The following is a 24,891-nucleotide window of genomic DNA, read 5'->3' on the forward strand; positions in this document are numbered from 1 at the left end:
TATCTCATGACAGAAGGTGCGTCCACCCCCTACAGTGAAGGGATGCCGACGCAGCCGAGCCCCGCGCTGGGCACCCGCCCGCACAACCTCGCCCTCCTCCTGCGGCTCGTGCACGAGAACGGCGCGCAGTCGAGAGCCGCGCTGACCGAGCAGACCGGGCTCAACCGCTCGACGATCGCCGACCTCGTCGCAGAGCTCGTCAGACGCGGTCTCGTCGACGAGCGCATACCCGACGTACCCGGCCGTGTGGGACGCCCCTCACCGGTCGTGACGGCGTCGGCTCGCGTCGTCGCCATCGCGGTGAACCCTGAGGTCGACGCGATCGAGATCGCTGCGATCGGCCTCGACCGCAGCATCGTCCTGCGCGAGCGCCTGCCGAACGAGACCGTTCCGACGCCGGATGCGGTGGTGTCGACGATCGCCGATCGCATCGCCGCCTGGCGCGAAGGGGCGCTCGCCGCGGCACGGATCGCGGCGATCGGTGTCGCGGTCCCCGGCCTCGTGCGAACATCCGACGGTGTCGTGCGCAATGCGCCTCATCTCGGCTGGACCGATGTGCCGCTCGCCGATCTCGTCCGTTCGGCGACGGCGTCTGCGGCTTTCGTCGACAACGACGCCACGCTCGGAGCCATCGCCGAGCACCGCTACGGCGCCGGCCGGGGGATCGACGACGTGGTCTACCTGAACGGAGGTGCGTCGGGTATCGGAGGCGGACTGATCATCCACGGGAGGCCGGTCGCCGGGGCGGGTGGGTACGCGGGGGAGTTCGGTCAGAACAGACCCCGGATCTCGGCAGACGCCGACCGCCGCACTCGCGACGGTGTGCTCGAGGCTGAGGTGAGCCGCCGGCTGCTTCTCGATGCGGTCGGCCTCGACTCCGCCGACGATGAGACGCTCGCCGCCGAGCTCTCCGAATCCGACTCGCCGGTGGTGGCCGCCGAGATCACGCGTCAGGCGCATGTGCTCGCGAGCGCGCTGGCCAATGCCGTGAACGTGCTCAATCCTGCTCTCGTGGTGCTGGGCGGATTCCTCGCCACCCTCGCCGATCTGCGGGCGGATCAGATCGTCGACGATGTGACGGCGCTCGCGATGTCGGAGAGCGCTGAGGCGCTCGAGATCCGCCCGGCCGCTCTCGGCGCTGACAGGCTGCTGATCGGCGCGGCCGAGCTGGCATTCGCCGACCTGCTCGCCGATCCGGGCGAGCGGAGCTGACCTCCGAGAGGCGATCGATCGGATCCGACACGGAAAGTCGGGTCGCAGATCGCCCTCGGGCCGCACGATGGTGGGGAAAGGAGGACCTCATGATCGGAACGCTCAACGCACTGGTCGATCTCGTCGAGGCAGGCACCGGCGACGAGATCGACGTCGCCGGGTTCGCTCGCGTGCACGGCACGACGGAGTACCACCTGCGCCGGATGTTCTCGGCTCTGGCGGGGATGCCGCTGTCGGAATACGTCCGCCGTCGGCGGATGACGCTGGCCGGCGCAGAACTCGCCGCCGGCGCCCCGAACGTGCTCGACGTCGCCGTGCGACACGGGTACGGCTCGATCGAGGCGTTCGGCCGGGCGTTCCGCGCCGTGCACGGGATCAGCCCGGTCGATGCGCGCCGAGACGGGGGTCCTCTCCACACACAACCCACGCTTCGGTTCCGCCTGAGCGTCGAAGGGAGCACCCCGATGCACGTCACCATCACCACCACCCCCGAGCTCGTCCTCGTCGGCCATGCCGCACGAGTGCCGCTCATCCACGAGGGCACCAATCCGCACATCCAGGCGCACATCTCCTCGATCGCCCCGGAGGAGCATGCTCGCCTCAAGGCGCTGAGCGATGCGCAGCCCGAGGGGATCCTGGCCATCACGGGGGACATCGCTCAGGATGCGCCGGAGGGCACCGAGCTCACCTACCTGCACGGAGTCTCCGTGCGGCCGACCACCTCGGTGCCCGACGATCTCGATGTCGTGAGGGTCGAGGCGGGCGCCTGGGCGGTCTTCGCCGCCACGGGGCCGTTCCCGGAGACCCTGCAGACGCTGTGGGCGGCGACGGCGACGGAGTGGTTCCCGTCGAATCCGTGGCGGCTGCGGCCCGCGCCCTCGATCGTCCGGTATCTCGAGTTCACCGGGACGCACGCGTCCTGCGAGCTGTGGCTCGCGGTCGAGCCCGCCTGAGCGCGTCAGGGTGGTCGGCGCGGATGCGCGCCGACCACCCTGACGTCCGTCGCCCGTGCGACACTGTGCCGACGGACGGATGCCGATTCCGCCGTGAGAGGACCCGCGATGGCGCTCGACCCGAAGAAGACCCTCGACGCCTATCAGGCGAAGCACGGGGAGTTCCGCATCCTCGATGTTCCCTCGATGCAGTATCTGATGGTCGACGGGGCGGGCGATCCCAACACCGCCCAGGCATACCAGGACGCAGTGTCCGCACTCTTCCCGATCGCCTACGCGCTCAAGTTCGCGAGCAGGGAGCAGCTCGGGATCGACACGGTCGTGATGCCGCTCGAGGGGCAGTGGCACGCGCCCGACATGGAGTCGTTCACATCGCGCCGCGACAAATCGGCGTGGCGGTGGACTCTCCTGATCATGGTGCCCGACCACGTCACCCCGGAGATGTTCGACCACGCGGTCGACGCGGTCGAGGCGAAGCTGGCGAAGAAGAAGCAGCCTGCACCCGCCCTCCGCTCCGTGCGTCTCGAGACCCTCGACGAAGGGCTCAGCGTGCAGACGCTCCATGTCGGCTCCTACGACGACGAGGCCCCGGTGCTCGACGAGCTGCACCATCGATTCATCCCCGAGAACGGCCTGTCGATGACGGGCCTGCACCACGAGATCTACCTCAGCGATGTCCGACGGGTCGAACCGGCGAAGCTCCGGACGATCCTGCGCCAACCCGTCGGGAGAGCGACCTGACAAGGGCGGCTCTCGGCACCGACGCAACCCCCTCCGACGTCTTCGCGCCGACAGATATCCTGCTCGGATGACCTCAGCGAAGGGTGCCGCGCGCACGGCGCAGCGATCCGATGCCTTCCGGCGCGTGGCGCGGGCGGGATTCGTGGTGATCGGCCTCGTGCACATAATCATCGGGGCGATCGCCGTGTCGATTGCCAGCGGCGGCGGCGGAGACGCCGATCAGGACGGCGCGATGGAGCAGATCCGCTCGACGCCCGTCGGCGGGCTGGTCCTCGGCGTGATCGCGGTGGCCCTGATCGCGCTCGCTGTCTGGCAGGTCGCCAGCGGTCTCCTCACCGGCGGCAAGGAGACCAGGAAGTGGGGGATGAGGATCAAGCTGATCGGCATCGCGGGCGCGTACCTCGTGATCGCCGGCTTGGCCCTGATCTTCGCCTTCGGCGGGCACGTCGAATCCGAAGACACCTCTCGGGCGCTCAGCGCCGTCGTGCTCTCGGCGCCGGGTGGCATTGTGGCGCTCATCCTCCTCGGTCTGACCGTCGCGGGTGTCGGCATCGGATTCATCGTCATCGGATTCACTCGGGGCTTCGAGAAGACGATGGATGTCCCGACGGGCCCGTCGCGGCCCGGGATCATCGCCCTCGGGGTCGCCGGTTACATCGCCAAGGGAATCGCGATCGCGGTCACCGGTGCGCTCTTCGTGGTGGCCGCGTGGACGCAGGATCCGCAGAAGGCCGCTGGTCTCGACGCGGCTCTGCGGAGCCTCGTCGACCTGCCCCTGGGTCGAGCGATCCTCTGGCTCGTCGGGGTCGGACTCGCGATCTACGGCGTCTTCTCGATGGTCCGCGCCCGCTTCGCGCGTATGTGAGTCTCGGCCTCAGGCGTTCGCAGGCTTGTCGTTCCACAGCAGGAGGAACGCGCCGAGCCCGATCATGAGCAGGCCGCCGGTGGCGCCCATCGCCTCGATGCGTCGCGGAGAGCGTCCGAACCATTCGCGCGCGGCGCTCGCCAGCAGCACCCAGATCGCATCGCAGGCCACTCCGATCGCGACGACGATCGTGCCGAGCACGAAGAGCTGCATCGGCACCGACCCTGCGTGCAGGTCGACGAACTGAGGAAGGATCGCCAGGAAGAAGGCGATCGACTTGGGGTTGGTGACCCCGACGACGAACCCCTCACCGAGCAGACGCACGCCTGATCGCCGCGCCACAGGTCCTGTCACCGTGGCCGCGGCATCTTTTCGATGCCGGATGGCCTGGACGCCGAGGAACACGAGGTAGCCGGCGCCCAGCACCTTCACGATCGTGAACAGCACGATCGACTGCGCGACGACGGTGCCGACGCCCAAGGCGACGGCGACGACGAGCAGGACCGAGCCGAGCGCCGTGCCCAGGATGCTGAGGAACCCGCCCAGTCTCCCCAGGGCCATCGCCCGGCCGATCGTGAACAGCACTGTCGGTCCGGGGATCACGACCATGACGAACGCGGCCACGACGAAGGTCGCGAGGGTCTCGGCGCTGAACATGGTGCGAGCTTAGGGCAGCCCGAAGAGGCCCCCCCGAAAAGTTTTCTCCCGCGCCCGTCATAAAAAGTCCGCGCCGGGGTCTGGGTATGTGACGGGCGGCTTCTGCTTCCTGTCTCGCACTGGGGACACACACGACTTTCGGGGACAGGCATCCGCCTCTCGCGCTCCGCCGTATCCGGCGGGTCGAGGGCATGCCGGGATTGGGACATTCATGAGCATTCGCTCGCACCACCGCACGACGGAGCGGCCATTACGCTCCGCAGTCGCGCCTCGCCGACGGGCGATCACGCGGCTGCTCGGCGTGCTCGCCATCGCCGGCGTGCTCGTCGCCGGAGCGACGCTCGCCCCCAACAGTGGAATCACAGCCGCGGCGACGGTGCCCGGCACACCGGGAACCCCTCAGCCGGGTACTCCGGTGTACACCGAGGACTTCTCGAACCAGAGCGCAGCACTCGCCGCACGGTCGATCACCACCTACGTCGGCGGTGCGGCAGCCGCGAACTCGACGTACACGGCTTCGACGCAGTACACCCCGGCCGGCAACCAGTGCAACGGCTGGATCATGAGCGGTGCGACTCCGACGGCGCCCGTCACTGACCTGGGCTGCCTGAACAACGTCAGCACGACGTGGACGACGCTGCAGCAGATGGCTCGTGCGCTCGGAGTCGCGCAGGGCCAGACGACGACGCAGGCCGCGACCAATCAGGTGCTGACGTCGTACACGAATGCGACGAACGGAGCGATCGCCGCGGGCACGCAGTTCCGTACGGTCAACACCATCCCGGCCATCGGCGGTCACTACTACGCGGTCTCCGCATACTTCGCTGCGGTCAACTGTCCCGCAGCCGGCGGAGCGAACCAGCCCAAGGAGACCTTCAGCCTCCTCGTGAACGGCACCCCGATCACCCTGAGCACAGGACTGAACCCGTGCACGAACAACACGGTGTGGGAGACGCAGATAGCGAAGCTGCAGTCGGCCGCCTACCAGGTGCCCGTCGGAACCACGGCGAACCTCGGTCTGATGCTCTACAACGCGACGGCCACCGGCGCGGGCAACGACGTCGCCTTCGATCTGCCGCAGATCGTCGATGTGACCCCACAGCTCGACAAGGCGTTCAGCCCGACCGTGATCACCAACGGCTCGACGTCGAAGATGACGCTGACCGTCACGAACACGACCGACCTGATGGCCAAGAGCGATTGGACCATCACCGACGCGCTGCCGACGAACCTCAAGATCGCGGCGGCCCCGAACGTCGGCGGCACCTGCACGCAGCGCACCGGTGCGGCTTATGTGGTCACGGCGCCGGCCGGCGGAACCTCGGTGTCGGTCACCGGCGGCGACCTCGCCCTCGGGCAGGCATCGTGCACCATCACGGTCGATGTCACTTCGACGGTGAACGGCACCTACATCAACGGTCCCGCCAACATCACGACGAACCTGAACCCGCCGGCCAACGCGTCGCTCGAGGTCATCCAGCCGTCGATCGACATCGTCAAGAGCATCACCGCCGTGAACGGCGTCGCCGTGACGAGCGACACCGATCCCGACAAGGTGTACTCGAAGGTCGGCGACGTCATCACCTACAGCTTCGTGGCGACCAACACGACTCCCAAGGCCGCGACGAACACGACGCTCAACACGAACCTCACGAACGTGCGGATCACCGAGGACACGTTCTCGGGTGCGGGCGACATGACGACGCTGTCCTGCACACCGATTCAGGGATCCACACTCGCCAGTGGCGCCAAGATGACCTGCACGGCCACCTACGTGGTGCAGCAGGCGGACCTCGACAGCGCTCCGCTGACGAACGTCGCACGGGCCACCGGAACGCCGGCGGTCGGACCGAACGTCACGGACACCGACGACGAGATCATCCCCGCCACCTGGACGCCCGCTCTCGTGCTCGACAAGACCGCCTCGGTCGTGGACATCGATCAGGACGGCGTGACCGGGCTCGGCGACCACATCATGTACGCGTTCACCGTCACCAACACCGGAAACATCACGGTCGCGAACACCACCGTGGTCGATGACCGCCTGACGCAGCGCAACATCACCGTCACCTGCACGCCCACGACGATCGCGCCGACCCAGATCTCGACGTGCGCCGCGAATGCGCCGTACGTCATAGGCCAGGCAGACGTCGACGCGAAGAAGGTCATCAACACGGCCTACTCCACGGGAACCGACCCCAAGGGCGGTCCGGTGCGCTCGAACAACGACAGCACCGAGACCCCCGTCGAGCCGTTCCGCATCCCGCTGAAGATCGAGAAGGTCGGCGAAGCGGCAGCGAACACCTGGGTGCGCATGGACGGCTCCTCGTTCGCGGTGCTCGCAGACGCGAACGGGCAGCCGGGCACGGCGCTTCCCTTCACCATCAACGGGGTCGAGACCGGTCTGTTCCAGATCGACAGCATCCCGGCCGGTACGTACTGGTTGAGCGAGCTGACGGCACCCGACGGGTTCAGCCTGCTCGCCGCTCCCGTGAAGTTCGTCATCAACCCGGACCGCACGGTGAGCATCACCGCAGGCGGCGATCAGGCGGTGACCTCCACCGGTCAGATCATCACGGTGCGCGACGTGCCGGCGCTGACCCTTCCGACCACCGGAGGGACGGGCGCACTGCCCTACATCCTCGCCGGTTCCCTGACCGTGCTCGGCGCGGGCGGGCTGGCCCTCTGGGTCCGCCGACGCAACACACGTGCCGACACCACAGACCCGCAGATCTGATCTGCACTTCTCACAATCCACCATCTGTAACCCACCAGGGCGACCTGGCCACCTAGAGAGAGACACAGTGAACACTCCCAACAACGGACGCGGATCCCGCGTCGCGGCAGGTCTGCTCGTCGCAGGCGTCGCCGCGCTGACCCTCGCAGCGCCTGCAAGCGCCGCGACGCCCAACCTCGTCGACCCGGACGCCGTCGGTTCGCTGACGATCCACAAGTTCGAGGCACCCGAGACGCCCACCGGCCTGCCGAACGACGGCACCGAGCAGAACGTCGCACTGGCACCGCTGCCGGGCGTGGGCTTCACGGTCTACAAGGTCGACACGATCGACCTGACGAGCAACCAGGGCTGGGTCGACGCGAACGATCTCGCCGACCTGAACCCCGACAGCGTCGCTGACATCACGGCTGCCGGATACACGGCCAGCGCGATCGGCGGTCAGACCCTGACCGACGCGAACGGTGAGATCGCCCTGGCGAACCTCGACCTCGGCCTCTACTTCGTGGTGGAGACCGCTCCGCTCGCTGGCTCCACCGGCGTGGCCCCGTTCCTCGTGACGGTCCCGCTGACGGACCCGGCCGATGACAGCACGTGGCTGTACGACGTGCACGTGTACCCGAAGAACGCCCTCACCGAGGCGACCAAGACCGTCGAGGACTCGGCCGACATCAAGCTCGGCGACGAGATCGACTTCACGATCACGGCAGGCATCCCCAACGTCGCAGTCATCGACGGCTACAAGATCGTCGACACGCTGGACGCCAAGCTCGACTACGTGAGCGCCGCTGTGACGCTCGTCGACGGAACCCCGCTCGCTGCGGGTGACTACACGGTCGTCCACGACGCCGCCACCAACGCGGTGACGGTCGAGTTCACCGCCGCGGGTCGCGCAGTTCTCGCGGCTCACCCGGCCACCGAGGTTCAGGTCGTCATCACCGCCGAGGTCAACACGGTCGGCGAGATCGCCAACACGGCAGTGCTCTACCCGAACGCCGGTTCGTACACGGTCGCACCGGGCGAGCCCGGCGGACCCACCGTCACCCCCGAGGTCATCACCAAGTGGGGCGACATCACGGTCGAGAAGACCGACAAGGCCGGCGCACCGCTCACCGGTGCAGTGTTCTCGGTGTACCCGACCCAGCAGGACGCGATCGACGGCACCAACGCCATCGCGCTCGCCGGTTCGACCGAGTTCGCGGTCGCCGCTGACGGCACCGTGACCATCTCGGGTCTGCGCTACTCCGACTGGGCTGACAACGCCACCGTCGCCGTGGGCGAAGACGGCTACCAGTCGTACTGGCTCGCTGAGATCGTCGCACCCGACGGATTCGAGCTGCTCGCAGCTCCGATCGAGTTCACCGTCACCGCCGCCACCTCGGCTGTGGGCGTCGACCTCGAGGTCGTCAACGTTCCCTCGAACGCCGGCTTCACCCTGCCGCTGACCGGTGGCACCGGCACGACCCTGTTCCTCGCCGGCGGCGTCATGCTGCTCGGTGGAGCGGTCCTGCTCGCCATCCGCAGCCGTCGCAAGGCCGCAGCACAGGCGTAACCCGAAAGACCGGCCGTGCGGGGGAGGTGAAGAGATCCCTTCCCCCGCACGGCCCATTCGTTTCCACCTACTTCTTCTCCAGCTCCGATCAGAAAGCGCAGCATGACCCTCATCGACGCGTCCGAACCGGACGCCCCAGCGCGACCCGCTACGGGTGCCACCGCCCAGAAGGCGCGGTGGGGATGGAGCCAGTCGATCGTCATGCTCATCGCGACCATCGGCATCGTGGTCCTCGTCTACCCGACCGCGGCCTCCTGGTTCTCGGCCTGGTCTCACGACACCGACGTCGACGGGTACATCCAGTCCGTCGAGCAGATCCCCGATGAGGCGGTCGACGAGATGCTCGCCGCCGCTGAGGAGTACAACGAGAATCTTCCGACCGGGCCGCTGCGCGACCCGTATGCCCTCGGAGCAGACGGACAGCAGACGGCGATCGGCGAGGGGGCCTCGGCGTACTTCGACACTCTGACCACCGAGGGAACCGACACGATGGCGCGGATTCGCATTCCGAGCATCCACGTCGATCTGCCGGTCTTCCACGGCACCGATGAAGACGCACTGTCTCGCGGTATCGGGCACCTCTACGGCTCATCGCTTCCTGTCGGTGGACCGGGGACGCATTCGGTGCTCACCGGCCACAACGGCTTCGTGCAGGCCACCCTCTTCGATGACATCGATGAACTCGTCGAGGGCGACGTCATCATCGTCAGCGCACTGGGCGAAGACCTCTACTACGAGGTCGATCAGACCAAGACCGTGCTTCCCGACGACGCGGAAGACCTGCGTCAGGTCGCCGGCAAGGACTACCTCACGCTCGTCACGTGCACGCCCACCGGCGTCAACACGCACCGCCTGCTCGTGCGCGCAGAGCGCATCGATGCTCCGACCGAGGACTCCGCCGTGACGACCATCGCGGACACCACCGACCCCGCCGGCTTCCCGTGGTGGGCGCTGCTCGTCGTCGGGGTGCCGGCACTCACGTTCATCGTCGTCAAGCCTCGCCGTGCCCGGAAGAACCGCAGCGGCCGACGAGCGACGCACGTGTCCGCTGGCTCCGACTCATGACGGTCGACGTCGCAGTGGACCGCACCGCCGCGAACGGCGACGAACCCGGCGAGCCCGTGACACGCCGCCGCCCGCGGCGACGTATCGGTCTGCTGTCGACCAGCATCCTGCTCGTCGGACTGGGAGCATCCTTCCTCTCCGCATCCGTGCTCGCCCCCGATGCGGTCGACAAAGTGACCGGTGACGTCAAAGTCTCGGTGCTGAAGACGTTCCATGAGGTCTTCGCGCCCGACGAGCTTCCCGTCATCAGGCTCGGGGTCGAGGGCGGGATGGTCGAGCTCGACCGATGCGACGGCACGTTCACCGAGATGGTCAGCTACCGCATCGACGACGTGCTGCCGCTGTTCGCCGCACACAACAACTGCGGGGGAGACGTGATCCTCGGCTGGGAGCTCGGTCAGCGGGTCACCGTCGAGGGCTCCGACGTGATCTACGAGGTGGTCGAGGAGCGGCACACGCCCAAGTGGTCGAACGTCGAAGAACTCACCGGTATGACGGGGGAGTTCATGGTCCAGACGTGCTTCTACGGCGAGAACAAGATGCGCTTCCTGTCGCTCGCGCCCGTGGACCCGGCGGCGAGCGGCAGCTGATGTCCTGCACAGCGAGAATCTCGGGTGCTGACCGTCACGATTTCCGGTCATACCGGTCTTGTAGGTATGGCCATCGGCCTCGCGTCGGGTTCCCGGCCGACGCCCGCACAGCAGAGGTCGACCACTCCCCGGCCGAACCTTCTCAGAGCGGATTCGACCCTTACGAGAGTCGGAGGGACGAGGCATCCCCACTGCCTCGTCCCTCAACCGTCTCCGGCGCTGCGCTCGCGATGCCGGACTCGACAGCATCCGGAGCAGCATGATCCTCGGTACGTATCTCGACGACGACGACATCTCGGGTGAGCCGTCCGATGCCGAGATCATCGAGGCGGTGCGGGGTGGCGACATCGGCGACTTCGCCCTCCTGTGGCGCCGGCATGTCGAATCCGCGCGCCGAGCCGCGCGAGCGATCTCGCCCTCGGCGGATCCCGACGATCTCGTGAGCGAGGCGTTCGCGTCGATACTCCGGGTGACCAAGGCGGGCGGCGGGCCGAGCGACGCGTTCCGGCCGTATCTCCTCGCCACGCTGCGCAACACGGCCGCGCGCTGGTCCCGCAACGGGACCGACCTGTCGATCGACCTGATCTCGGAGGGCGATCTGTCGTCGGAGGGCGGCGATGCCTTCGAGCGCATCGCCGAGCGCTCCAGCATCGCGGCTGTGTTCGGCACGCTGTCGGCTCGGCATCGCACGCTGCTCTGGTATCTCGAGGTCGAGGGCATGAAGCCGCGAGAGCTCGCGCCCCTGATGGGGATGACGGCCAATGCGGTCTCCGCTCTGGCGGCGCGCGCACGCGACAGCTTCAAACGCGCCTGGCTCGAGGCGCACATCCACGATCCCTCGCGGTCTGAGGACTGCAGGTGGTTCTGCGAGCGCGTGGTCGACCGTCGCGGTCGTCCGGTCGCGGTCGGCGACGCCGACCGTTTCAGAGAGCACATGAGCGTGTGCGGCGGATGCCGGATCGTCGCCGCGGAGATCGATACCGTCTCGCAGCGGCTGCGGGCGATCCTGCCTGCCGCGCTGTTGGGAGGCGTGGCGGCGGCGATCTACACCGGTGATGCCTCCGCGGAGGCGCAGGTCATGGGCGGGAGCTCCGTGGTGGGGTCCACCGGGTCGTCTGGCTGGGCCGATGCAGCAACCTCCTCGATCGGCGCGGGGGCGCCTGTCGCCGCGCACGGAGCAGCGGCGGTGGTACCGGCCGGTGGCTTGGCCGCCTTGGCGGCGACCGCCGTCGTCGTGGTCGGCGCCGTCATCCTGGCGGGCAGCGTCCTGAGTCTGTCGGCCGAGGAATCGGACGATTCGGAACTCACCCGGTCGATCTCCGAGGCGTCGGTCTCCGGTGAGGCGGGCCCGGTTCTCGAAGATCTGCCGCGCTTCCCGACTCAGCCGCCCGCATCGGAGCCGATGCCCGAACCGCAGCCCCTGCCGTCGCCGGAGCCCGAGGTCGATGCGGGACTGGAGCCCGATTCGGACGCGAGCCGTGAACCGGAGACTCCAGGACCCGGCGAGAGGCAGCCCCCACTGACCCCGCTCAGTATCGCCCCGGCCCCGTCGACAGCGGTTCCGACCCCGACTCCGACCCCGACCGACGCTCCGTCGGAGATACCGCCGCCCATCGACCTGGCGGAGTTCCGCATCACCCGGTCGATCGCCCAGGACTCTCTCGTGCCGGATCTGATCGAGGGGGTCGGCGCTGCAGGCGCGGTCGTCACGGTGACCGACGAGAGCGGCGTCATGCTCGACACCGGGGTGATCGACGAAGACGGCGCATTCGTGCTCGACGTCTCGGGCGAAGCCCTGCGTCAGGGCATGACGCTCAGCGCGAGGCAGTACGACGCGGCGACCGGAGTCACCGAGTGGGCGGAGGCGATGGGGCCGCTCACCTTCGCGACGCCCACGATCGCGGCCGCGGACCAGGATGCCTGTCCTGAGGCGTCCCTCGGCGCTGTCAGCTGTCTGCATCTGAGCGCCGCACCGGATGCATGGGTCGAGCTGCTCGATGAACAGGGGCGATCGCGCACTGTGCGGCTCGCGACCGACGACATCGACGGGATCGTCGTCCGATCCGGTGTCGGTGAGCCGTTCGTCGCCGCCCGGTACATCGAGCCGTCCACGGGTCGTGCCGGAGTGACCGTGCTGCTGCCGGCGGCGATCGAATGAGTCCTCACACTGCGGTGCGCGCGGTCGCCGACAGCCGGAGCCAGAGCCAGAGTCGCGTGGCCGGCGAATCGATGTCGATCCCGAGCTCGTTGCGCACGACATCGAGCCGATACCGGACGGTGTTCTGGTGAACGTGCAGTGCGCTGGCGGTCTCACGCACACTGCCGAGCTGGTCGAGGAAGACCCGCATGGTGTGCGTCAGACGGGTGCCCTGCGCGGCATCATGCTCGGCGAGGATGCTCGCGGCGTCGCCGACCGTGGCATCCAGGCCGTCGATCAGGTCGGCGACCTGGAGGATCGCCAGGCGATCGCGCATCTCGTCGAAGGTCGCGATGCGGAGCTCATGGTCGTCGCGGAGCGACGAACTCACGAGCACGCCGGCCGTGGCCCCGGCCTCACGATAGGAACGGCCGATGCCGTTGATGTCGTACGCGCGCGTGCCGATGCCGGCGATCAACGCGTCGTCGATCCGGATCACCGCCTGGGTGAAGGTCTCGACCGCAGCCGCGTTCGGGCCCGGGATGAGCGTCACGACCTCCGAGCCGACGACCGCGCTGTGGGAGCCGGGGAAAGCGGCGCCGGACACGCTCATCGCCAGATGGAGTACTCGCTGCAGACCGCGCATCGCCTCCACCTCGTCGAACGTGGTGATCCGGAAGCACACGACCGTGCATCCGGCTTCGGGACGGATGAGGAGCTGCGACGCCGCGCCGCGGGCATGCCGTCGATCTTCGAGAAGCGTGCGGAGCAGGTCGGATGTCCGACGGTCCCGGTCGCCCGCCTCCGCTCGAGCACGAAGCAGATGCTGGGCCACGATCGGTTCCATCTCCTCCAGCAGGGACCGGGTCCGGGCGGCCGGCGATGGATCGATCTGGATCACCCAGAGAGAGCCGAGCAGCTCGCCGGACGCTCGCACGGCGATCCCGACGCGTCCGAACTCGTCGGTGCTCGAGGGGAAGTGCCGTGCCTCGCTGGCGCGGAGCAGCGACCGGTAGCGCGAGTCGGATGCGATCGAGATGTCCTCCTGCAGCAGCAGAGTGGTGCGTCGACGGACGTCGTCGATCGGCTGCTCGCTGTGCGTGGAGTAGCCGACGATCTGACCGGTCGAGTCGACGATGCTGACGGCAGCGTCCGCGAGGGTGGCGATGGCGTTGGCGAGGCCGAAGAGGTCTCCCAGTCGCACACCCGAGACCCGGCCGATCGAGTGACCGCTCAGCAGCGACCGCAGGACGTTCGCCAGCTGTGCCCAGTCCCCGTCACTGTGGTGGAGGACAGGCAGGGCGACGTGCAGATCGAGGGCAATGCGCTCCAGGCCATCGCCGTCATCGGGAGCGCGCACCACCAGCGCGGCCGCCCCGACATCGGCCAGCTCGGCGACGAGGGCCGGAACGCTCGTCGTCGCGACACCGGCCCCGAGGACGATGCGATCGGTGTAGTCGGATGCGGATGCCGACGGATCGTAGAACTCCGCGCCCACGTACGTCCTGGCATCGAGCCGCGTGCTTCGACGGGGGGAGAAGAGCCTCCCGTCGCTCAGACGGAGCGCGTCGCGCAACGTGGGAGCTTCGGCGCGGATGTCATCGAAGGCCATGGAATCTTCTCTATTCGGTGTCGAGAACTCTCGTATGAATCTACATACCGGTCAGATCGCGATGTCGCGAGACTGACAGTAAGAAGTCGAAAGGGATCCCTGTGAACGACCCGTCCGTTGCTCCTGCCTCGATTCGCGCCGAACGGGTCGCGCCATGAGCTCGTCGACAGTGCGCGAGCGGCGCACGCGGATCGATCCCGAGACGAGTGACGACGAGCTCGTCCTCGCGACCCGAGCGGGGAACAGCAGTGCGTTCGGCGTGCTGTGGGATCGTCACTCGCCGGCAGCCCTCCGCGCGGCGCGTTCGATCACGAGCTCGATCGACCCCGAGGATCTCGTCAGTGAGGCGTTCGCCAAGACCTTCAGCGCGATCCGCAATGGCGGAGGTCCGACGGATGCGTTCCGTCCCTACATCTTCGCGGCCGTGCGCAGCGCGGCCGCCACATGGGGAGGAAAGCAGAAGGACGTCGTCGCGCTCGAATACATCGAGGAGCTTCCGACCGAGCACACGGAGGATTCGCTCGACCTGCTCTCTGACAAGGCGCTGCTGACGGTGGCGTTCAAGGACCTCCCCGAACGGTGGCGCACACTGCTCTGGTACCTCGAAGTCGAGGGCATGAAGCCGCGTGAGATCGCGCCGCTCATGGGCATGACTCCCAACGCCGTCTCGGTGCTGGCGGCCCGGGCGCGCGAGGGCTTCAAGCTCGCCTGGCTGCAGGCCCACATCAAGGAACCGGGACGTGACCCGGAATGCCGGTGGGTCTGCGAGCGCATCGTGGCGCAGGGGCGCAGGCGCCATGTGGCGCGTGCCGACCGAACGCGATTCGACGCGCACCTGGAGCGCTGCCAGCGGTGCACGATGGCGAGCGCCGAGATCGAGCAGGCGTCATCGAAGCTGCGCGCCGTGCTGCTTCCCGTGATCATCGGCGGACCGGCGGCGTTAGCCTATTCGGCCGGCTCTCCTGCGCCTGCGACGGCTGCGTCTGCGCCGGCCTGGATGCCCAGGGGTACCGCTCGATGGCTGGTCGTCGGCGGATCCGTCGCGGCAGTCGGGGCCGTCGTCGCGGTCGCAGCGGTGGCCGCACAGCTGGCGCCCGTGGGCGCGCCGAACGCCGAGGAGTCGTCGACACCGTCGTCCGCGCTCGTCGTCGCATCTCCGGCGCCGATCATGTCGCCCGAATCGACGGCGGTCCCGAGCCCGATCGCGCCGGCGGAGGAGGCCGAGACGGGTGTCGACCCGCAGACGCCCGTGACCGTTCCCGAGGAGCACGCCGGCCCCGAGGTCGTCATCGACCCGATCATCGTGGTTCCCCCGGTGGTCGACCCGTCCGTGGTCGCGCCTCCCGCCGGCGGCCCCTCGGCCATCGCGCCTCCCGTCGTGAAGGCGCCGGTCGTCGACCCTCCTGTCGTCGATCCTCCGGTGGTCGACCCGCCGGTGGTCGAGCCTCCTGTCGTCGAGCCGCCGGCGGTCGACCCGCCGGTGGTCGACCCTCCTGTCGTCGACCCTCCGGTGATCGACCCTCCGGTCGTCGACCCGCCGGTCGTCGACCCTCCCGTCGTCGAGCCGGTGACGATGGACTGGAGCATCCTGCCGGGCACGACTGTTCCCCCGACCATCACCGGCACGGGAACTCCGGGAGCAGCGGTGCAGATCATCGACGAGACCGGCCTCGTGATCGCCTCCACCCTCGTCGGTCCTGACGGAGATTTCTCGGTGCGCCCTGATGTCGACACGCTTCACCAGGGCATGTCGATCTCGATGCGCCACACATCCCGGACCACCGGCGTGCGGACGGTGAGTGATCCGACGGGGCGCCTCTACTTCCCGGTCCCGGGGCTCGCCGAAGACTCGGACGGTGCGATCTCCCGCGTCGACTCCGACGGCGACGGGCGACGGGATGACCTCTCGCTCGACGTCCGCGGCGTCGCCGGCTCGACGGCATCCGTGTCCCTGGACGGGGAGACGGCGTCGCTCGCGCTGCTCGACGACTCCTCGACCATCGTGTCGTTCATCGACATCCGGCCCGGGCTCCATCGGATCACCCTGCGCTACGTCGACCCGGCGACGGGGGTCCTCGGCATCTCGGACACGGACTACATCCTCGTCGTTCCCTGACCGTCGCCCCGTGTGCGCAGGGCCCCGCGGGGTGCGCCAGATGAGAAGCTAGAAGGATGAGCATCTCCCGCGAATCCGACGTGATCGCCCCGACCGGGGGCGGCCCGCTGACCGATGTCGAGGTGAGGCGACTCCGCGAGGACTTCCCGATCCTGCGCTCCGAGGTCAACGGGCACCCGCTCGTGTATCTGGATTCGGGTGCGACGTCGCAGCGTCCGCTCGCCGTGCTCGACGCCGAACGCGAGTTCGCCACCACCCTCAACGCGGCCGTTCACCGTGGTGCGCACACTCTCGCGGCCGAGGCCACCGAGGTGTTCGAGGACGCTCGGGCCGCCGTCGCGCGGTTCGTGGGTGCCGACGAGGGCGAGATCGTGTGGACGTCGAACGCCACCGAGGCGCTCAACCTCATCGCGTATTCGATCTCGAACGCCTCGCTCGGCCGCGGGGGAGCGGCAGCCGAGCGCCTGCGTCTGCGCGAGGGCGACGAGATCGTCACGACCGAGATGGAGCACCACGCCAACCTCATCCCGTGGCAGGAGCTCGCGGCCCGCACAGGAGCGACCCTGCGCGTCATCCCGCTCGACGACGACGGTGCCCTCCGGCTCGACGCCGCCGCAGATCTCATCACCGACCGCACGAAGCTCATCGCCGTCACGCATGTGTCGAACGTGCTCGGCGTCATCAATCCGGTCGAGCATCTCGTGACGCGTGCGCGCGCCGTCGGCGCGCTCGTCGTGCTCGACGCCTGCCAGTCGGCGCCCCATCTGCCGCTGGATGTCCGCGCACTCGACGTCGACTTCGCCGTGGTGTCCGGTCACAAGATGCTCGGGCCGACGGGAATCGGCGCGCTCTACGGGCGGCGCGAGCTGCTCGAGGCCATGCCGCCGTTCCTGACGGGTGGATCGATGATCACCACCGTCACCACGACGGAGGCGGAATACCTGCCGCCGCCGCAGCGGTTCGAAGCCGGCACCCAGCGGGTGTCCCAGGCGGTCGCGCTCGCCGCGGCGATCGACTATCTGACCGCGGTGGGGATGCCGCGCATCGCGGCGCACGAGGCCGCATTCGGCGCGCGACTCGTCGAGGGGCTCACGGCCATCGATGGGGTGCGAGTGCTCGGTGCCGGCATCGATCTGCCGCGTGTGGGCCTGGCGAGCTTCGACGTCGAGGGCATCCACTCGCACGATGTCGGGCAGTTCCTCGATGATCGCGGCATCGCGGTGCGTGTCGGACACCACTGCGCACAGCCGCTGCATCGTCGCCTCGGCGTCACCTCATCGACGAGGGCCAGCACGTACCTGTACACGACCGATGACGAGATCGACGCCGTGATCGACGGCGTCCAGGGTGCGATCGACTTCTTCCGGAGGGGCGCATGAGCGACCTGCAGAACCTGTATCAAGAGCTCATCCTCGATCACTCCCGCACCCCGCACGGGTTCGGGCTCCGGGGTGAGATCGCCGCGCAGTCGCACCAGGTGAACCCGACCTGCGGTGACGAGGTGACTCTGCAAGTGCACCGCGGCGCCGACGGCGGCATCGAGGCGATCGCGTGGGAAGGACACGGATGCGCCATCTCGCAGGCATCCGCGTCGCTGCTCGCCGAGCTCGCCGAGGGGCTCACGGTCGACGAGCTCGAGATCCGCATCGCCGCGTTCCGCGAGGCGATGCGTTCGCGCGGCAAGATCGAACCGGATGAAGACCTGCTCGGGGATGCCGCTGCTCTCGGGGGCGTCTCGCGATACGTGGCACGGGTGAAGTGCGCCATGCTCGCCTGGGTCGCTGCGGAGGATGCACTCCACAAGTCCTGAGCACCGAGGCGATGCGGTGCAGGATGGAACCATGCCTCTTGAACTGACTCCTCTCACCGCAGACGCCTTCGACGACTGGCGCGAGGCCACGAGAGCACGACTCGTGTCGCTGCGGCAGGAGTCCGGGATGCACGTCGGCGACGATGCCGTCTCGCACGTGGACGCCGTGCTCGACGAGCTGCTCCCCGCAGGGCACGACACCGAGACCTCGCTCATCCTCACGATCGATGACGGCGACGCCCGGATCGGCACCGTCTGGCTCGCCGCGAACAACGGCGTGCTGTTCATCGTCGATCTCGCGTTCGCGACCGAGCCGAGTGGCCGACAGCTCGACGGCCTCCTCGACGAGCTGACGACGCTCGCGCGGAGGCAGCAGGTCGGTCGTCTGAGTGTCGCCCTGCATTCGTCCGACACCGCTGGTCGCGGTTTCGTCGAGGGGAGGGGATTCGAGGTCGCGTCGATCCAGATGCTTCTCGAACCGCTGCCGTCTCGGGCGGCACAGCCGTCAGACGGCGCGTTCGTCGTGGAGCCGATGACCCCGGAGCGCTTCGCGAGCTTCGCTGCCGCGTCCGAGGCGGCCTTCGCGGAAGACCTGGTGGCATCCGGTCGGTATTCGGCGGAGGATGCCGTCGTCGAGTCGCACCGGCAGATGGAGCTCGAGCTGCCGGACGGCATCGATTCGGAGGGGCAGGAGCTGTTCACCGCCCACGTGGACGGCATCGAGGTCGGGGTGCTGTGGATCGGCATCCGTCGGCGAGGAGGGCGCCCGCACGGGTTCATCCTCGACATCGAGGTCGCCGAGGACCAGCGCCGCAAGGGCTATGGTCGTGATCTCATGCTCGCGGCCGAGCGCGAGGCCGCACGACTAGGTGCCGACTCGATCGGGCTGCATGTCTTCGGTTTCAACGCCTCCGCGATCCGTCTCTACGAGAGCCTCGGCTATCGGCGGGTCGAGGAGCGCTTCCTGCTCACGGTGTGATCGCGACACGCGGGGTCGCGCGGGAATAGCGGCGCGGGACGGGCGTTGGGCCCAACATGACTACTCTCGGAATCATCGGTGCAGGACACATCGGCAGCCAGATCGCACGGGTCGCCGTGGCGAACGGCTACGACGTGGTGATCGCGAACTCCCGTGGACCGGAGACGCTCTCGGATCTCGTCGCAGAACTCGGCGATCGAGCGACTGCCGCAACCGCGGTGGATGCGGCTGCGGCCGGAGACGCCGTGGTCGTCACCGTCCCCCTGGGCAAGATCGACGAGCTGCCGGTCGAGCAGCTCGCGGGCAAGATCGTGCTCGACACGAACAACTACTACTTCGAGCGCGATGGGCACATCGAGGCCCTCGACCGCGGCGAGACCACCACATCGGAGCTTCTGCAGGCGCAGCTGCCGACGTCGCGCATCGCCAAGGCGTTCAACCACATCCTCGCGGCCGACATCACGACCGACGGATCGCCCGCGGGCACACCCGATCGACGCGCCCTCGCCACAGCCGGCGATGACGCCGAGGCCGTCGCCTTCGTCACCCGCTTCTACGACGAGGCCGGCTTCGACACGGTCAACGTCGGACCCCTCAGCGAGTCCTGGAGGGTCGAGCGGGATCGCCCGGCATACGTCGTGCGCCAGAACGCCGACGAGCTGAAGGCGAACCTCGCGATCGCCAACCGTCTGCCCTGACGGCACGGACGAGGGGAGCGGATGCCGAGGCATTCGCTCCCCTTTTCTCTGTCCGCCCCCGATGAAGCACCCGTAACATATGCGCCGCGTTGGGATACCAAACTTGTCGGGCGGTTCTCCGAGTGAGACAATTCGGTCATGGCGGGGGTGGGGACTACCGGCGAACTCGAGTCGGTGCGGGTGACGCGCGTTCTTCGCGATGACATCGTGCTCGGTCGGCGCGCCCCCGGTTCCCGGCTGGTCGAACGAGATATCGCGGCCGAGCTCAACGTCTCGCGGCTTCCGGTGCGCGAGGCCATCCGCACTCTCGTCGGCGAGGGAGTGGTCGTCGCACGCCCGCGGACCTGGGCAGTCGTGCGGGAGTTCACGCATCGGGACATCCGGGATTTCGGGGAGGTCCGCGAGGCGATCGAGACCCTGATCTTCGTCTTCGCCGCCGAACGTCACACCGACGAGGGGATCGCGCGGCTTCGGGCGGCCTATGAGCGCGAATTCGCCGCAGCATCCGCGGGCGAGATCGAGGCAGCGCGAATCGCTGCGGGCGAGTTCCACGAGATCTCGGCCGAGCTCGCCGGCAACGAGATGCTGGGCGAACTCATCGCGGTGTTCGTCACACGGCTGCGCTGGCTCTTCGGTCAGCACGACGATCTGCTCGCGATGGCCGAGGAGCATCGGCTGATCCTCGAAGCGGTCGCCGCACGTGACACGGACGCCCTGCGCGTGATGGTCCCGCGCCATCTGGCCAGCGGGCAGGAAGCCGCCGAGCGACGCCTCAGCGACCAGGCCTAGTCGATCTGAGCGTCCCGGCCCGGCGTGCGGCGCGAACGCAGCGCACGACCGCGCCGCGCGGCCGACCACCGACCGGCCTGGAGAGCGGTCTCCCGCGGGGATATATTGGCCATACGGAATGGTTCCGGAGAGTCGTGTCCTGGGGAGCGATATGAGAGGCGTCGCCGTCGTCGCGGGGGGACTGCTGCTCCTCGGCGGAACGGTGCTCATCGCTGTCGCGGATCAGCAGCGTGTGGATGCCCTCGCCGAGGCGAGGGCGGCTGTCGTCCAGGCGGAAGAGCGGCTCGAGCTCGCGCGCGAGGTGAACCTCCGTCTTGCCGAGCAGCTGACGGCACTGCGCACCACCATCGCCGAACAGGAGACGCTGCTCACCGACACCTCCGGGTTCCTGCCGTGAGGCGAACGCTGTGATCCGGCGGTTCCTCTCCGTCACGATCGTCGCAGCAGTGATGCTGACTGCGGGCGTCGTCGGTCGCGCCGCGGCCCTGGACGAGGACAGGGCAGAGGCGATCGCCGAGCTGCAGTCGCTGGCGCAGTCGATCCGTACGGCGGAGATGCGCACGGACCACCTCGACGGATCGATCGCGATCGCCGAGAAGGACACCGCCGCGCGAGCCGCAGTCCTCGAGGTGCGGCCCGCTTTCGTCGACGAGATCGCGGCGCTGACTGCGGCGATCGAGCAAGCAGCCGGCAAGGTCGACACCTCGGCACACAGGGCCTCCGCGCAGTCGGCCCAGCAGTCTGTGCTCGACGAGCGCAAGAACCCGGCGACCGTGGTCGCCGCCACCGCCACCGTGCATGCCCTCATCGACAAGGTGGGTCAGGACATCGGCAGCTGGGAGACGGCGCAGTACGCCGCTCCCTCGGGCCCCGCGTGGGCATCGAGCGGTCCGGACGGGTACGCGCGCGTGCGTGCCGCTCTCGACCAGGTCGGCGGCGGGGGAGTCGGGCTCTACGAATCGGCTTCCTGTGCGGGAGGGACCGCGCCGGCGTGCGCGAACAGCGGCGGCTTCATCAAGTACCGCGCCGACATCGTCGACTGGAGTGCCGACCGACTGAACTGGGCGATGGCGCATGAGCTGGCGCACATCTACCAATTCCGGGTGTGGGGCGCCCTGACGTCGTCAGATGCCTACTACTCCGCGTTCGGAGGGGACGCCGAGTTCCTTGCGAACTGCATGGCGGTGGTTCGCGGATATCCGGGATCTGTCGGGTGCGACGCCGACCAGCAGGCGTGGGCGTCCGGGATCTGGGTCGGCGCAGTCGGCTGACTCAGGCGATCGGCGTCGTCGTGTCGATGGCCTCGCGCAGGGGACGCCGCATGACCCGCCAGTAGCTCGACGGGGCGACGCGGGTGAGCACATCGATCAGTCGCGCCTCACGTCCGACCATCGTGCGGGCGTGGCGACGTTCGGTTGCGCGCACGATCAGCGCCGCGGCATCCGCGGGCTCCGTGTGGTACATCGCCGCCTGGGCGGCCGCGGCTCGCGCGGCGACGGCCGGCTCGATCGCCGCGGCATACCGTCCGTGCAGGATGATGCCCGTGCGCACGCCGGCGGGATACACCGCTCCCACCGTCACCGAGGTGCCGTCGAGTTCGTGGCGCAGGGCCTCGGAGAACCCGCGCACCGCGAACTTGCTCAGGGAGTAGGGGATGCGTCCCGCGGGGGCTGCCAGCGCGTAGACGCTGGCGAGGTGAGTGATGTGGGCGGCCGGCGCCGCGCGCAGGGCGGGGAGCAGCGCCTTCGTGATCGACACCGTGCCCCAGAGGTTCACATCCGTCAGCCAGCGCATCTCCTCCATGGTCAGCTGGTCGAGGTCGCCGAGCATCGACGAGCCCGCGCACGTGATCAGAGCATTCACCCTGGGGTGCGCCGCGGTGATCTCCGCGGCCGTGGCGAAGACGGCGTCGTCGTCGCGGAGGTCGACCACATGGGTGGTGACGATGGCGCCCGTGAGCTCGGCGGCGATGGCTGCGAGGCCGTCGGCGTTGTGGTCGATGAGCGCCAGATGCACGCGTCGGCGAGCGAGCAGCCGGGCGATGTCGGCACCCATCCCGCTCGCAGCGCCCGTGATGACCGTCGTGCTTCCGGTGAGCGTGAGACGCTTCATCGCATCCCTCCTGGCGGCGATCGGAGAGCAGCCGGTCGTGGAGCGGGTCGGAGAGACCCGATTCCGATCCATTCTGGCCCACTGCATCCCCGAGCGATACCGGTACTCTCGAAGGGAGGAGGTAGGGGTGGGACGAACAGCGGATGCCATCGCCGAAGGCGTTGCGATCGCGACCGCTGCGGCGCGCCTCGCCGTGAAGAATCACATCCTCATCGGCACGATCGCCGAGAACGGCGTCTTCGACACGGACAAGTACGTCGCCGATGCGCGGGAAGCGCTGCGGGCGATGGCCGAGGAGTCCGAAGAGGTCGAGCGCAACCTGACCGAGCTGCGCAAACGCGCTCGCGGTCGCCATTCCGACCCCTCGGGAACCCATGACTACCGGGACCGCGACGTGCGCAACCTGCGTCGGAGGGCCAAGCAGTCGCACGGGGTCGCGACCAAGCTGCGCGACATGATGGAGGACGAGGCCGCCCTGCGGGTCATCGTCGAAGAGGCGCGCGAAGGAGCCTGGGCTGACGTGCGGCACAACCTCGATCGTCGGCTGCGCGTCGAGGGCATGCGACCCGATCAGGACCCCGATTACGACCGGATGCGCGAGGCGCGGATGCAGGCGCTGCGACTCGTCGACCTGCAGGCGCTGTCGTCTCTGCAGCGTGCGAAAGCGAAGCGGAAGAACAAGCAGAACACGCCCGAGAGTGACGAGTGAGCGCTCGTTTCGCTTTCGCGTCTCGTCTGTTGTAGGCTGTTCTACGGCCCGCTGAGCGGTCCAGGAGCGCCCGTAGCTCAATGGATAGAGCATCTGACTACGGATCAGAAGGTTAGGGGTTCGAGTCCCTTCGGGCGCACATCAGCTGAAACCCCCGTCGCGAAAGCGGCGGGGGTTTTGCGTTGTCCGGCATCCATGCGGTCTCCATCTTCGGCTACACTTTTCGGCCCTCACGCCCGTCCAGCGAAGGCCCGTCCAGCGAAGGCCCGTCCAGCGAAGGAGAACTCACGCTGCGAAAGGAGCGGATGCGAGTTTCAGACCTTCGGTACGGGTGATCTCCGTCGCAGCGAGGGAGCGGTGACATGACTGCAGGTCAGTCCCTGCGCCACATCTCGCCGAGGGTGGACGTGCGGGGGAGCAGGCGCGGCTCGAGGGTGACGCTGCGCGCCGCCGCACCGGGGTCGGCGATGCGCTCCAGCAGGAGATCTGCTGCGACGGCGCCCATCTCCTCGCCCGGCTGACTCACCGTGCTGATCGGGATCGCACTCTCGGACGCGAAGTGGTTGTTGTCGTAGCCGGTGATGGCGATGTCGTTCGGAACCGAGAATCCGGGCACCTCGTTGAGGATCTGGATAAGGCCGATGGCCACGAGATCGGATGCCGCGACGATCGCGTCGTAGGCGCCCGCACCGCGGGCGAGGATCTGCCGTCCGGCATCCCGTCCGTGCCTGATGTTCACGCCTCGCGTCTCGAGGATCTCGATGCGCGCGTCGGGGTGCGCGGCGGTCGCCTGCTCGGCGCCCTCCCAGCGCTGGTTGACGGCCGTGAGGAAACGCGGACCGCCTACGAAGAGAAGTCGTCGGCGCCCGAGCGCGATCAGGTGCGATGCGGCGAGCGCCCCGCCGTGGCGCTCGTCGACGGTGACCCCCGGGTACGCGAGAGACGGGGACTCGAAGTTCACCAGCACGGTCGGAGTGGTGCGGTTCTCGGGGTGCGGCGACTTCGCGAGCGCCGTGTCGAGAGGGGCGAGGATGATGCCGGCCACGCGCGAACGGTCGAGCAGCTCGAGGTTGTGCACCTCGCGATCGGGGTCGACGTCCGAGTTGACGATCAGCACGTCCATCTTGTGGCGCCGCAGCGCTCTCTCGGCGCCGCGCGCGATGTCGACGAAGAAGGAGTTGCCGAGGTCGGCCAGCACCAGGCCGACCGAGGTGCTGTTTCCCGCGGCGAGAGAGCGCGCAGCATCGTTGCGGACGAATCCGAGCTCGGCGATGGATGACAGCACCTTGCGACGGGTCGCCTCTCGCACCTTCTCGGGATTGTTGAGGGTGTTGGACACAGTGCCGAGGGCGACTCCCGCGTGTGCGGCGACGTCCGCCATGCTGGGCTTCGAGCGCCCGGGCGGGGGAGTGTCGGTCACGTCATCCTCCTCGGCATCGTCGCCATGACCTGGCTCTTCAACTCTAGAGCATCACTATTCGTGAAGCGCTTCATTTATGATGCGTAACTCTCTTGACAATGCCTTTTTTTCTATGGCATGGTGTGAATGAAGCGCTTCAA

The 24,891-nt window shown here is 68.3% G+C and carries 22 protein-coding genes and 1 tRNA gene; 19 read left to right on the forward strand and 4 right to left on the reverse strand.

Translation table 11 applies throughout. From position 1 onward, the window contains the following. The first annotated feature begins 42 nt into the window (after positions 1–42). From AKG07_RS15885 to AKG07_RS15900, 4 genes are all read left to right on the forward strand, one after another. Positions 43–1,212 (forward strand): ROK family transcriptional regulator, encoded by a 1,170-nt coding sequence (locus tag AKG07_RS15885; RefSeq protein WP_053098778.1) that lies wholly within the window; start codon positions 43–45, stop codon positions 1,210–1,212. 89 nt (positions 1,213–1,301) lie between these two features. After that, on the forward strand, positions 1,302–2,165 hold the full coding sequence (locus AKG07_RS15890) for an AraC family transcriptional regulator (protein WP_053098779.1): 864 nt from the start codon (positions 1,302–1,304) through the stop codon (positions 2,163–2,165). A 108-nt stretch (positions 2,166–2,273) separates the two neighbouring features. Further along, positions 2,274–2,906: a GyrI-like domain-containing protein gene (locus tag AKG07_RS15895; RefSeq protein WP_053098780.1), complete on the forward strand. Its 633-nt coding sequence runs from the start codon at positions 2,274–2,276 to the stop codon at positions 2,904–2,906. A gap of 67 nt (positions 2,907–2,973) precedes the next feature. Then, positions 2,974–3,771, forward strand: a complete 798-nt coding sequence (locus tag AKG07_RS15900; protein ID WP_053098781.1) for a DUF1206 domain-containing protein — start codon at positions 2,974–2,976, stop codon at positions 3,769–3,771. 9 nt (positions 3,772–3,780) lie between these two features. Here AKG07_RS15900 and AKG07_RS15905 read toward each other — a convergent pair whose 3' ends face one another. After that, positions 3,781–4,428, reverse strand: coding sequence for a LysE family translocator (locus AKG07_RS15905; RefSeq protein ID WP_053098782.1), 648 nt, complete (start codon positions 4,426–4,428; stop codon positions 3,781–3,783). 211 nt (positions 4,429–4,639) lie between these two features. Here AKG07_RS15905 and AKG07_RS15910 point away from each other — a divergent pair, with 211 nt between their 5' ends. The 5 genes from AKG07_RS15910 to AKG07_RS15930 all read left to right on the forward strand — a co-directional run bounded on the left by AKG07_RS15910 (position 4,640) and on the right by AKG07_RS15930 (position 12,527). Further along, a complete protein-coding gene (locus AKG07_RS15910) occupies positions 4,640–7,165 on the forward strand; it encodes a prealbumin-like fold domain-containing protein (RefSeq protein WP_150115152.1) in 2,526 nt (841 codons plus the stop codon). A gap of 67 nt (positions 7,166–7,232) precedes the next feature. Further along, complete coding sequence (locus AKG07_RS15915; protein ID WP_053098784.1) at positions 7,233–8,714, forward strand: SpaH/EbpB family LPXTG-anchored major pilin; 1,482 nt, start codon at positions 7,233–7,235, stop codon at positions 8,712–8,714. Positions 8,715–8,816: 102 nt separating this feature from the next. Further along, positions 8,817–9,779 carry a class C sortase gene (locus AKG07_RS15920; RefSeq protein ID WP_053098785.1) on the forward strand — a complete coding sequence of 321 codons (963 nt, stop codon included), beginning with the start codon at positions 8,817–8,819 and terminating at the stop codon, positions 9,777–9,779. Then, positions 9,776–10,369, forward strand: coding sequence for a hypothetical protein (locus AKG07_RS15925; RefSeq protein WP_053098786.1), 594 nt, complete (start codon positions 9,776–9,778; stop codon positions 10,367–10,369). Before AKG07_RS15920 ends, AKG07_RS15925 begins: the two co-directional genes overlap by 4 nt. Positions 10,370–10,628: 259 nt before the next feature. Further along, the gene (locus AKG07_RS15930) at positions 10,629–12,527 is read left to right on the forward strand and encodes a sigma-70 family RNA polymerase sigma factor (protein WP_053098787.1); all 1,899 of its coding nucleotides are present in this window, start codon (positions 10,629–10,631) and stop codon (positions 12,525–12,527) included. A gap of 4 nt (positions 12,528–12,531) precedes the next feature. On the opposite strand, the gene AKG07_RS15935 is transcribed toward AKG07_RS15930, so the two are convergent. After that, positions 12,532–14,118 (reverse strand): PucR family transcriptional regulator, encoded by a 1,587-nt coding sequence (locus AKG07_RS15935; RefSeq protein WP_053098788.1) that lies wholly within the window; start codon positions 14,116–14,118, stop codon positions 12,532–12,534. A 154-nt stretch (positions 14,119–14,272) separates the two neighbouring features. On the opposite strand from AKG07_RS15935, the gene AKG07_RS15940 reads away from it, so the two are divergent. The 8 genes from AKG07_RS15940 (at position 14,273) to AKG07_RS15975 (ending at position 21,781) form a co-directional block, all read left to right on the forward strand. Beyond that, positions 14,273–16,234, forward strand: coding sequence for a sigma-70 family RNA polymerase sigma factor (locus AKG07_RS15940; RefSeq protein ID WP_053098789.1), 1,962 nt, complete (start codon positions 14,273–14,275; stop codon positions 16,232–16,234). 56 nt (positions 16,235–16,290) lie between these two features. Then, positions 16,291–17,613: a cysteine desulfurase gene (locus AKG07_RS15945; RefSeq protein WP_053098790.1), complete on the forward strand. Its 1,323-nt coding sequence runs from the start codon at positions 16,291–16,293 to the stop codon at positions 17,611–17,613. Next, entirely contained in the window at positions 17,610–18,044 is a 435-nt protein-coding gene (gene sufU, locus AKG07_RS15950; RefSeq protein WP_053098791.1) for a Fe-S cluster assembly sulfur transfer protein SufU, read from the forward strand. Before AKG07_RS15945 ends, sufU begins: the two co-directional genes overlap by 4 nt. A gap of 31 nt (positions 18,045–18,075) precedes the next feature. Further along, positions 18,076–19,023 carry a GNAT family N-acetyltransferase gene (locus AKG07_RS15955; protein WP_053098792.1) on the forward strand — a complete coding sequence of 316 codons (948 nt, stop codon included), beginning with the start codon at positions 18,076–18,078 and terminating at the stop codon, positions 19,021–19,023. Positions 19,024–19,079: 56 nt separating this feature from the next. Further along, entirely contained in the window at positions 19,080–19,721 is a 642-nt protein-coding gene (locus AKG07_RS15960) for an NADPH-dependent F420 reductase (RefSeq protein ID WP_053098793.1), read from the forward strand. 138 nt (positions 19,722–19,859) lie between these two features. Beyond that, on the forward strand, positions 19,860–20,510 hold the full coding sequence (locus tag AKG07_RS15965; RefSeq protein ID WP_053098794.1) for a GntR family transcriptional regulator: 651 nt from the start codon (positions 19,860–19,862) through the stop codon (positions 20,508–20,510). 151 nt (positions 20,511–20,661) lie between these two features. Beyond that, complete coding sequence (locus AKG07_RS15970; RefSeq protein ID WP_072590746.1) at positions 20,662–20,907, forward strand: hypothetical protein; 246 nt, start codon at positions 20,662–20,664, stop codon at positions 20,905–20,907. Between the two features lie 10 nt (positions 20,908–20,917). Continuing rightward, positions 20,918–21,781 carry a hypothetical protein gene (locus tag AKG07_RS15975; RefSeq protein ID WP_233277288.1) on the forward strand — a complete coding sequence of 288 codons (864 nt, stop codon included), beginning with the start codon at positions 20,918–20,920 and terminating at the stop codon, positions 21,779–21,781. Position 21,782: 1 nt separating this feature from the next. Here AKG07_RS15975 and AKG07_RS15980 read toward each other — a convergent pair whose 3' ends face one another. Further along, entirely contained in the window at positions 21,783–22,622 is an 840-nt protein-coding gene (locus AKG07_RS15980) for an SDR family NAD(P)-dependent oxidoreductase (protein ID WP_053098795.1), read from the reverse strand. A 127-nt stretch (positions 22,623–22,749) separates the two neighbouring features. On the opposite strand from AKG07_RS15980, the gene AKG07_RS15985 reads away from it, so the two are divergent. Together AKG07_RS15985 and AKG07_RS15990 are read left to right on the forward strand one after the other, a co-directional pair. Next, the gene (locus tag AKG07_RS15985) at positions 22,750–23,331 is read left to right on the forward strand and encodes a hypothetical protein (protein ID WP_053098796.1); all 582 of its coding nucleotides are present in this window, start codon (positions 22,750–22,752) and stop codon (positions 23,329–23,331) included. 66 nt (positions 23,332–23,397) lie between these two features. Next, positions 23,398–23,470: transfer RNA gene (locus tag AKG07_RS15990), tRNA-Arg, on the forward strand. A 234-nt stretch (positions 23,471–23,704) separates the two neighbouring features. On the opposite strand, the gene AKG07_RS15995 is transcribed toward AKG07_RS15990, so the two are convergent. Next, positions 23,705–24,751, reverse strand: coding sequence for a LacI family DNA-binding transcriptional regulator (locus AKG07_RS15995; protein ID WP_233277289.1), 1,047 nt, complete (start codon positions 24,749–24,751; stop codon positions 23,705–23,707). Positions 24,752–24,891: the final 140 nt, after the last annotated feature.

Source organism: Microbacterium sp. CGR1 (genome assembly GCF_001266755.1).
Taxonomy (GTDB): Bacteria; Actinomycetota; Actinomycetes; order Actinomycetales; family Microbacteriaceae; genus Microbacterium.

What these genes read in the sequence shown, in the direction of transcription:
- AKG07_RS15910 (WP_150115152.1), top strand. Translation starts at nt 4,640, where the DNA reads ATGAGCATTCGCTCGCACCACCGCACGACGGAGCGGCCATTACGCTCC.
- AKG07_RS15940 (WP_053098789.1), top strand. Translation starts at nt 14,273, where the DNA reads ATGAGCTCGTCGACAGTGCGCGAGCGGCGCACGCGGATCGATCCCGAG.
- AKG07_RS15895 (WP_053098780.1), top strand. Translation starts at nt 2,274, where the DNA reads ATGGCGCTCGACCCGAAGAAGACCCTCGACGCCTATCAGGCGAAGCAC.
- AKG07_RS15945 (WP_053098790.1), top strand. Translation starts at nt 16,291, where the DNA reads ATGAGCATCTCCCGCGAATCCGACGTGATCGCCCCGACCGGGGGCGGC.
- AKG07_RS15980 (WP_053098795.1), bottom strand. Translation starts at nt 22,622, where the DNA reads ATGAAGCGTCTCACGCTCACCGGAAGCACGACGGTCATCACGGGCGCT.
- AKG07_RS15900 (WP_053098781.1), top strand. Translation starts at nt 2,974, where the DNA reads ATGACCTCAGCGAAGGGTGCCGCGCGCACGGCGCAGCGATCCGATGCC.
- AKG07_RS15885 (WP_053098778.1), top strand. Translation starts at nt 43, where the DNA reads ATGCCGACGCAGCCGAGCCCCGCGCTGGGCACCCGCCCGCACAACCTC.
- AKG07_RS15930 (WP_053098787.1), top strand. Translation starts at nt 10,629, where the DNA reads ATGATCCTCGGTACGTATCTCGACGACGACGACATCTCGGGTGAGCCG.
- AKG07_RS15960 (WP_053098793.1), top strand. Translation starts at nt 19,080, where the DNA reads ATGACTACTCTCGGAATCATCGGTGCAGGACACATCGGCAGCCAGATC.
- AKG07_RS15965 (WP_053098794.1), top strand. Translation starts at nt 19,860, where the DNA reads ATGGCGGGGGTGGGGACTACCGGCGAACTCGAGTCGGTGCGGGTGACG.
- AKG07_RS15890 (WP_053098779.1), top strand. Translation starts at nt 1,302, where the DNA reads ATGATCGGAACGCTCAACGCACTGGTCGATCTCGTCGAGGCAGGCACC.
- AKG07_RS15935 (WP_053098788.1), bottom strand. Translation starts at nt 14,118, where the DNA reads ATGGCCTTCGATGACATCCGCGCCGAAGCTCCCACGTTGCGCGACGCG.
- AKG07_RS15920 (WP_053098785.1), top strand. Translation starts at nt 8,817, where the DNA reads ATGACCCTCATCGACGCGTCCGAACCGGACGCCCCAGCGCGACCCGCT.
- AKG07_RS15905 (WP_053098782.1), bottom strand. Translation starts at nt 4,428, where the DNA reads ATGTTCAGCGCCGAGACCCTCGCGACCTTCGTCGTGGCCGCGTTCGTC.
- AKG07_RS15970 (WP_072590746.1), top strand. Translation starts at nt 20,662, where the DNA reads ATGAGAGGCGTCGCCGTCGTCGCGGGGGGACTGCTGCTCCTCGGCGGA.
- AKG07_RS15955 (WP_053098792.1), top strand. Translation starts at nt 18,076, where the DNA reads ATGCCTCTTGAACTGACTCCTCTCACCGCAGACGCCTTCGACGACTGG.
- sufU (WP_053098791.1), top strand. Translation starts at nt 17,610, where the DNA reads ATGAGCGACCTGCAGAACCTGTATCAAGAGCTCATCCTCGATCACTCC.
- AKG07_RS15925 (WP_053098786.1), top strand. Translation starts at nt 9,776, where the DNA reads ATGACGGTCGACGTCGCAGTGGACCGCACCGCCGCGAACGGCGACGAA.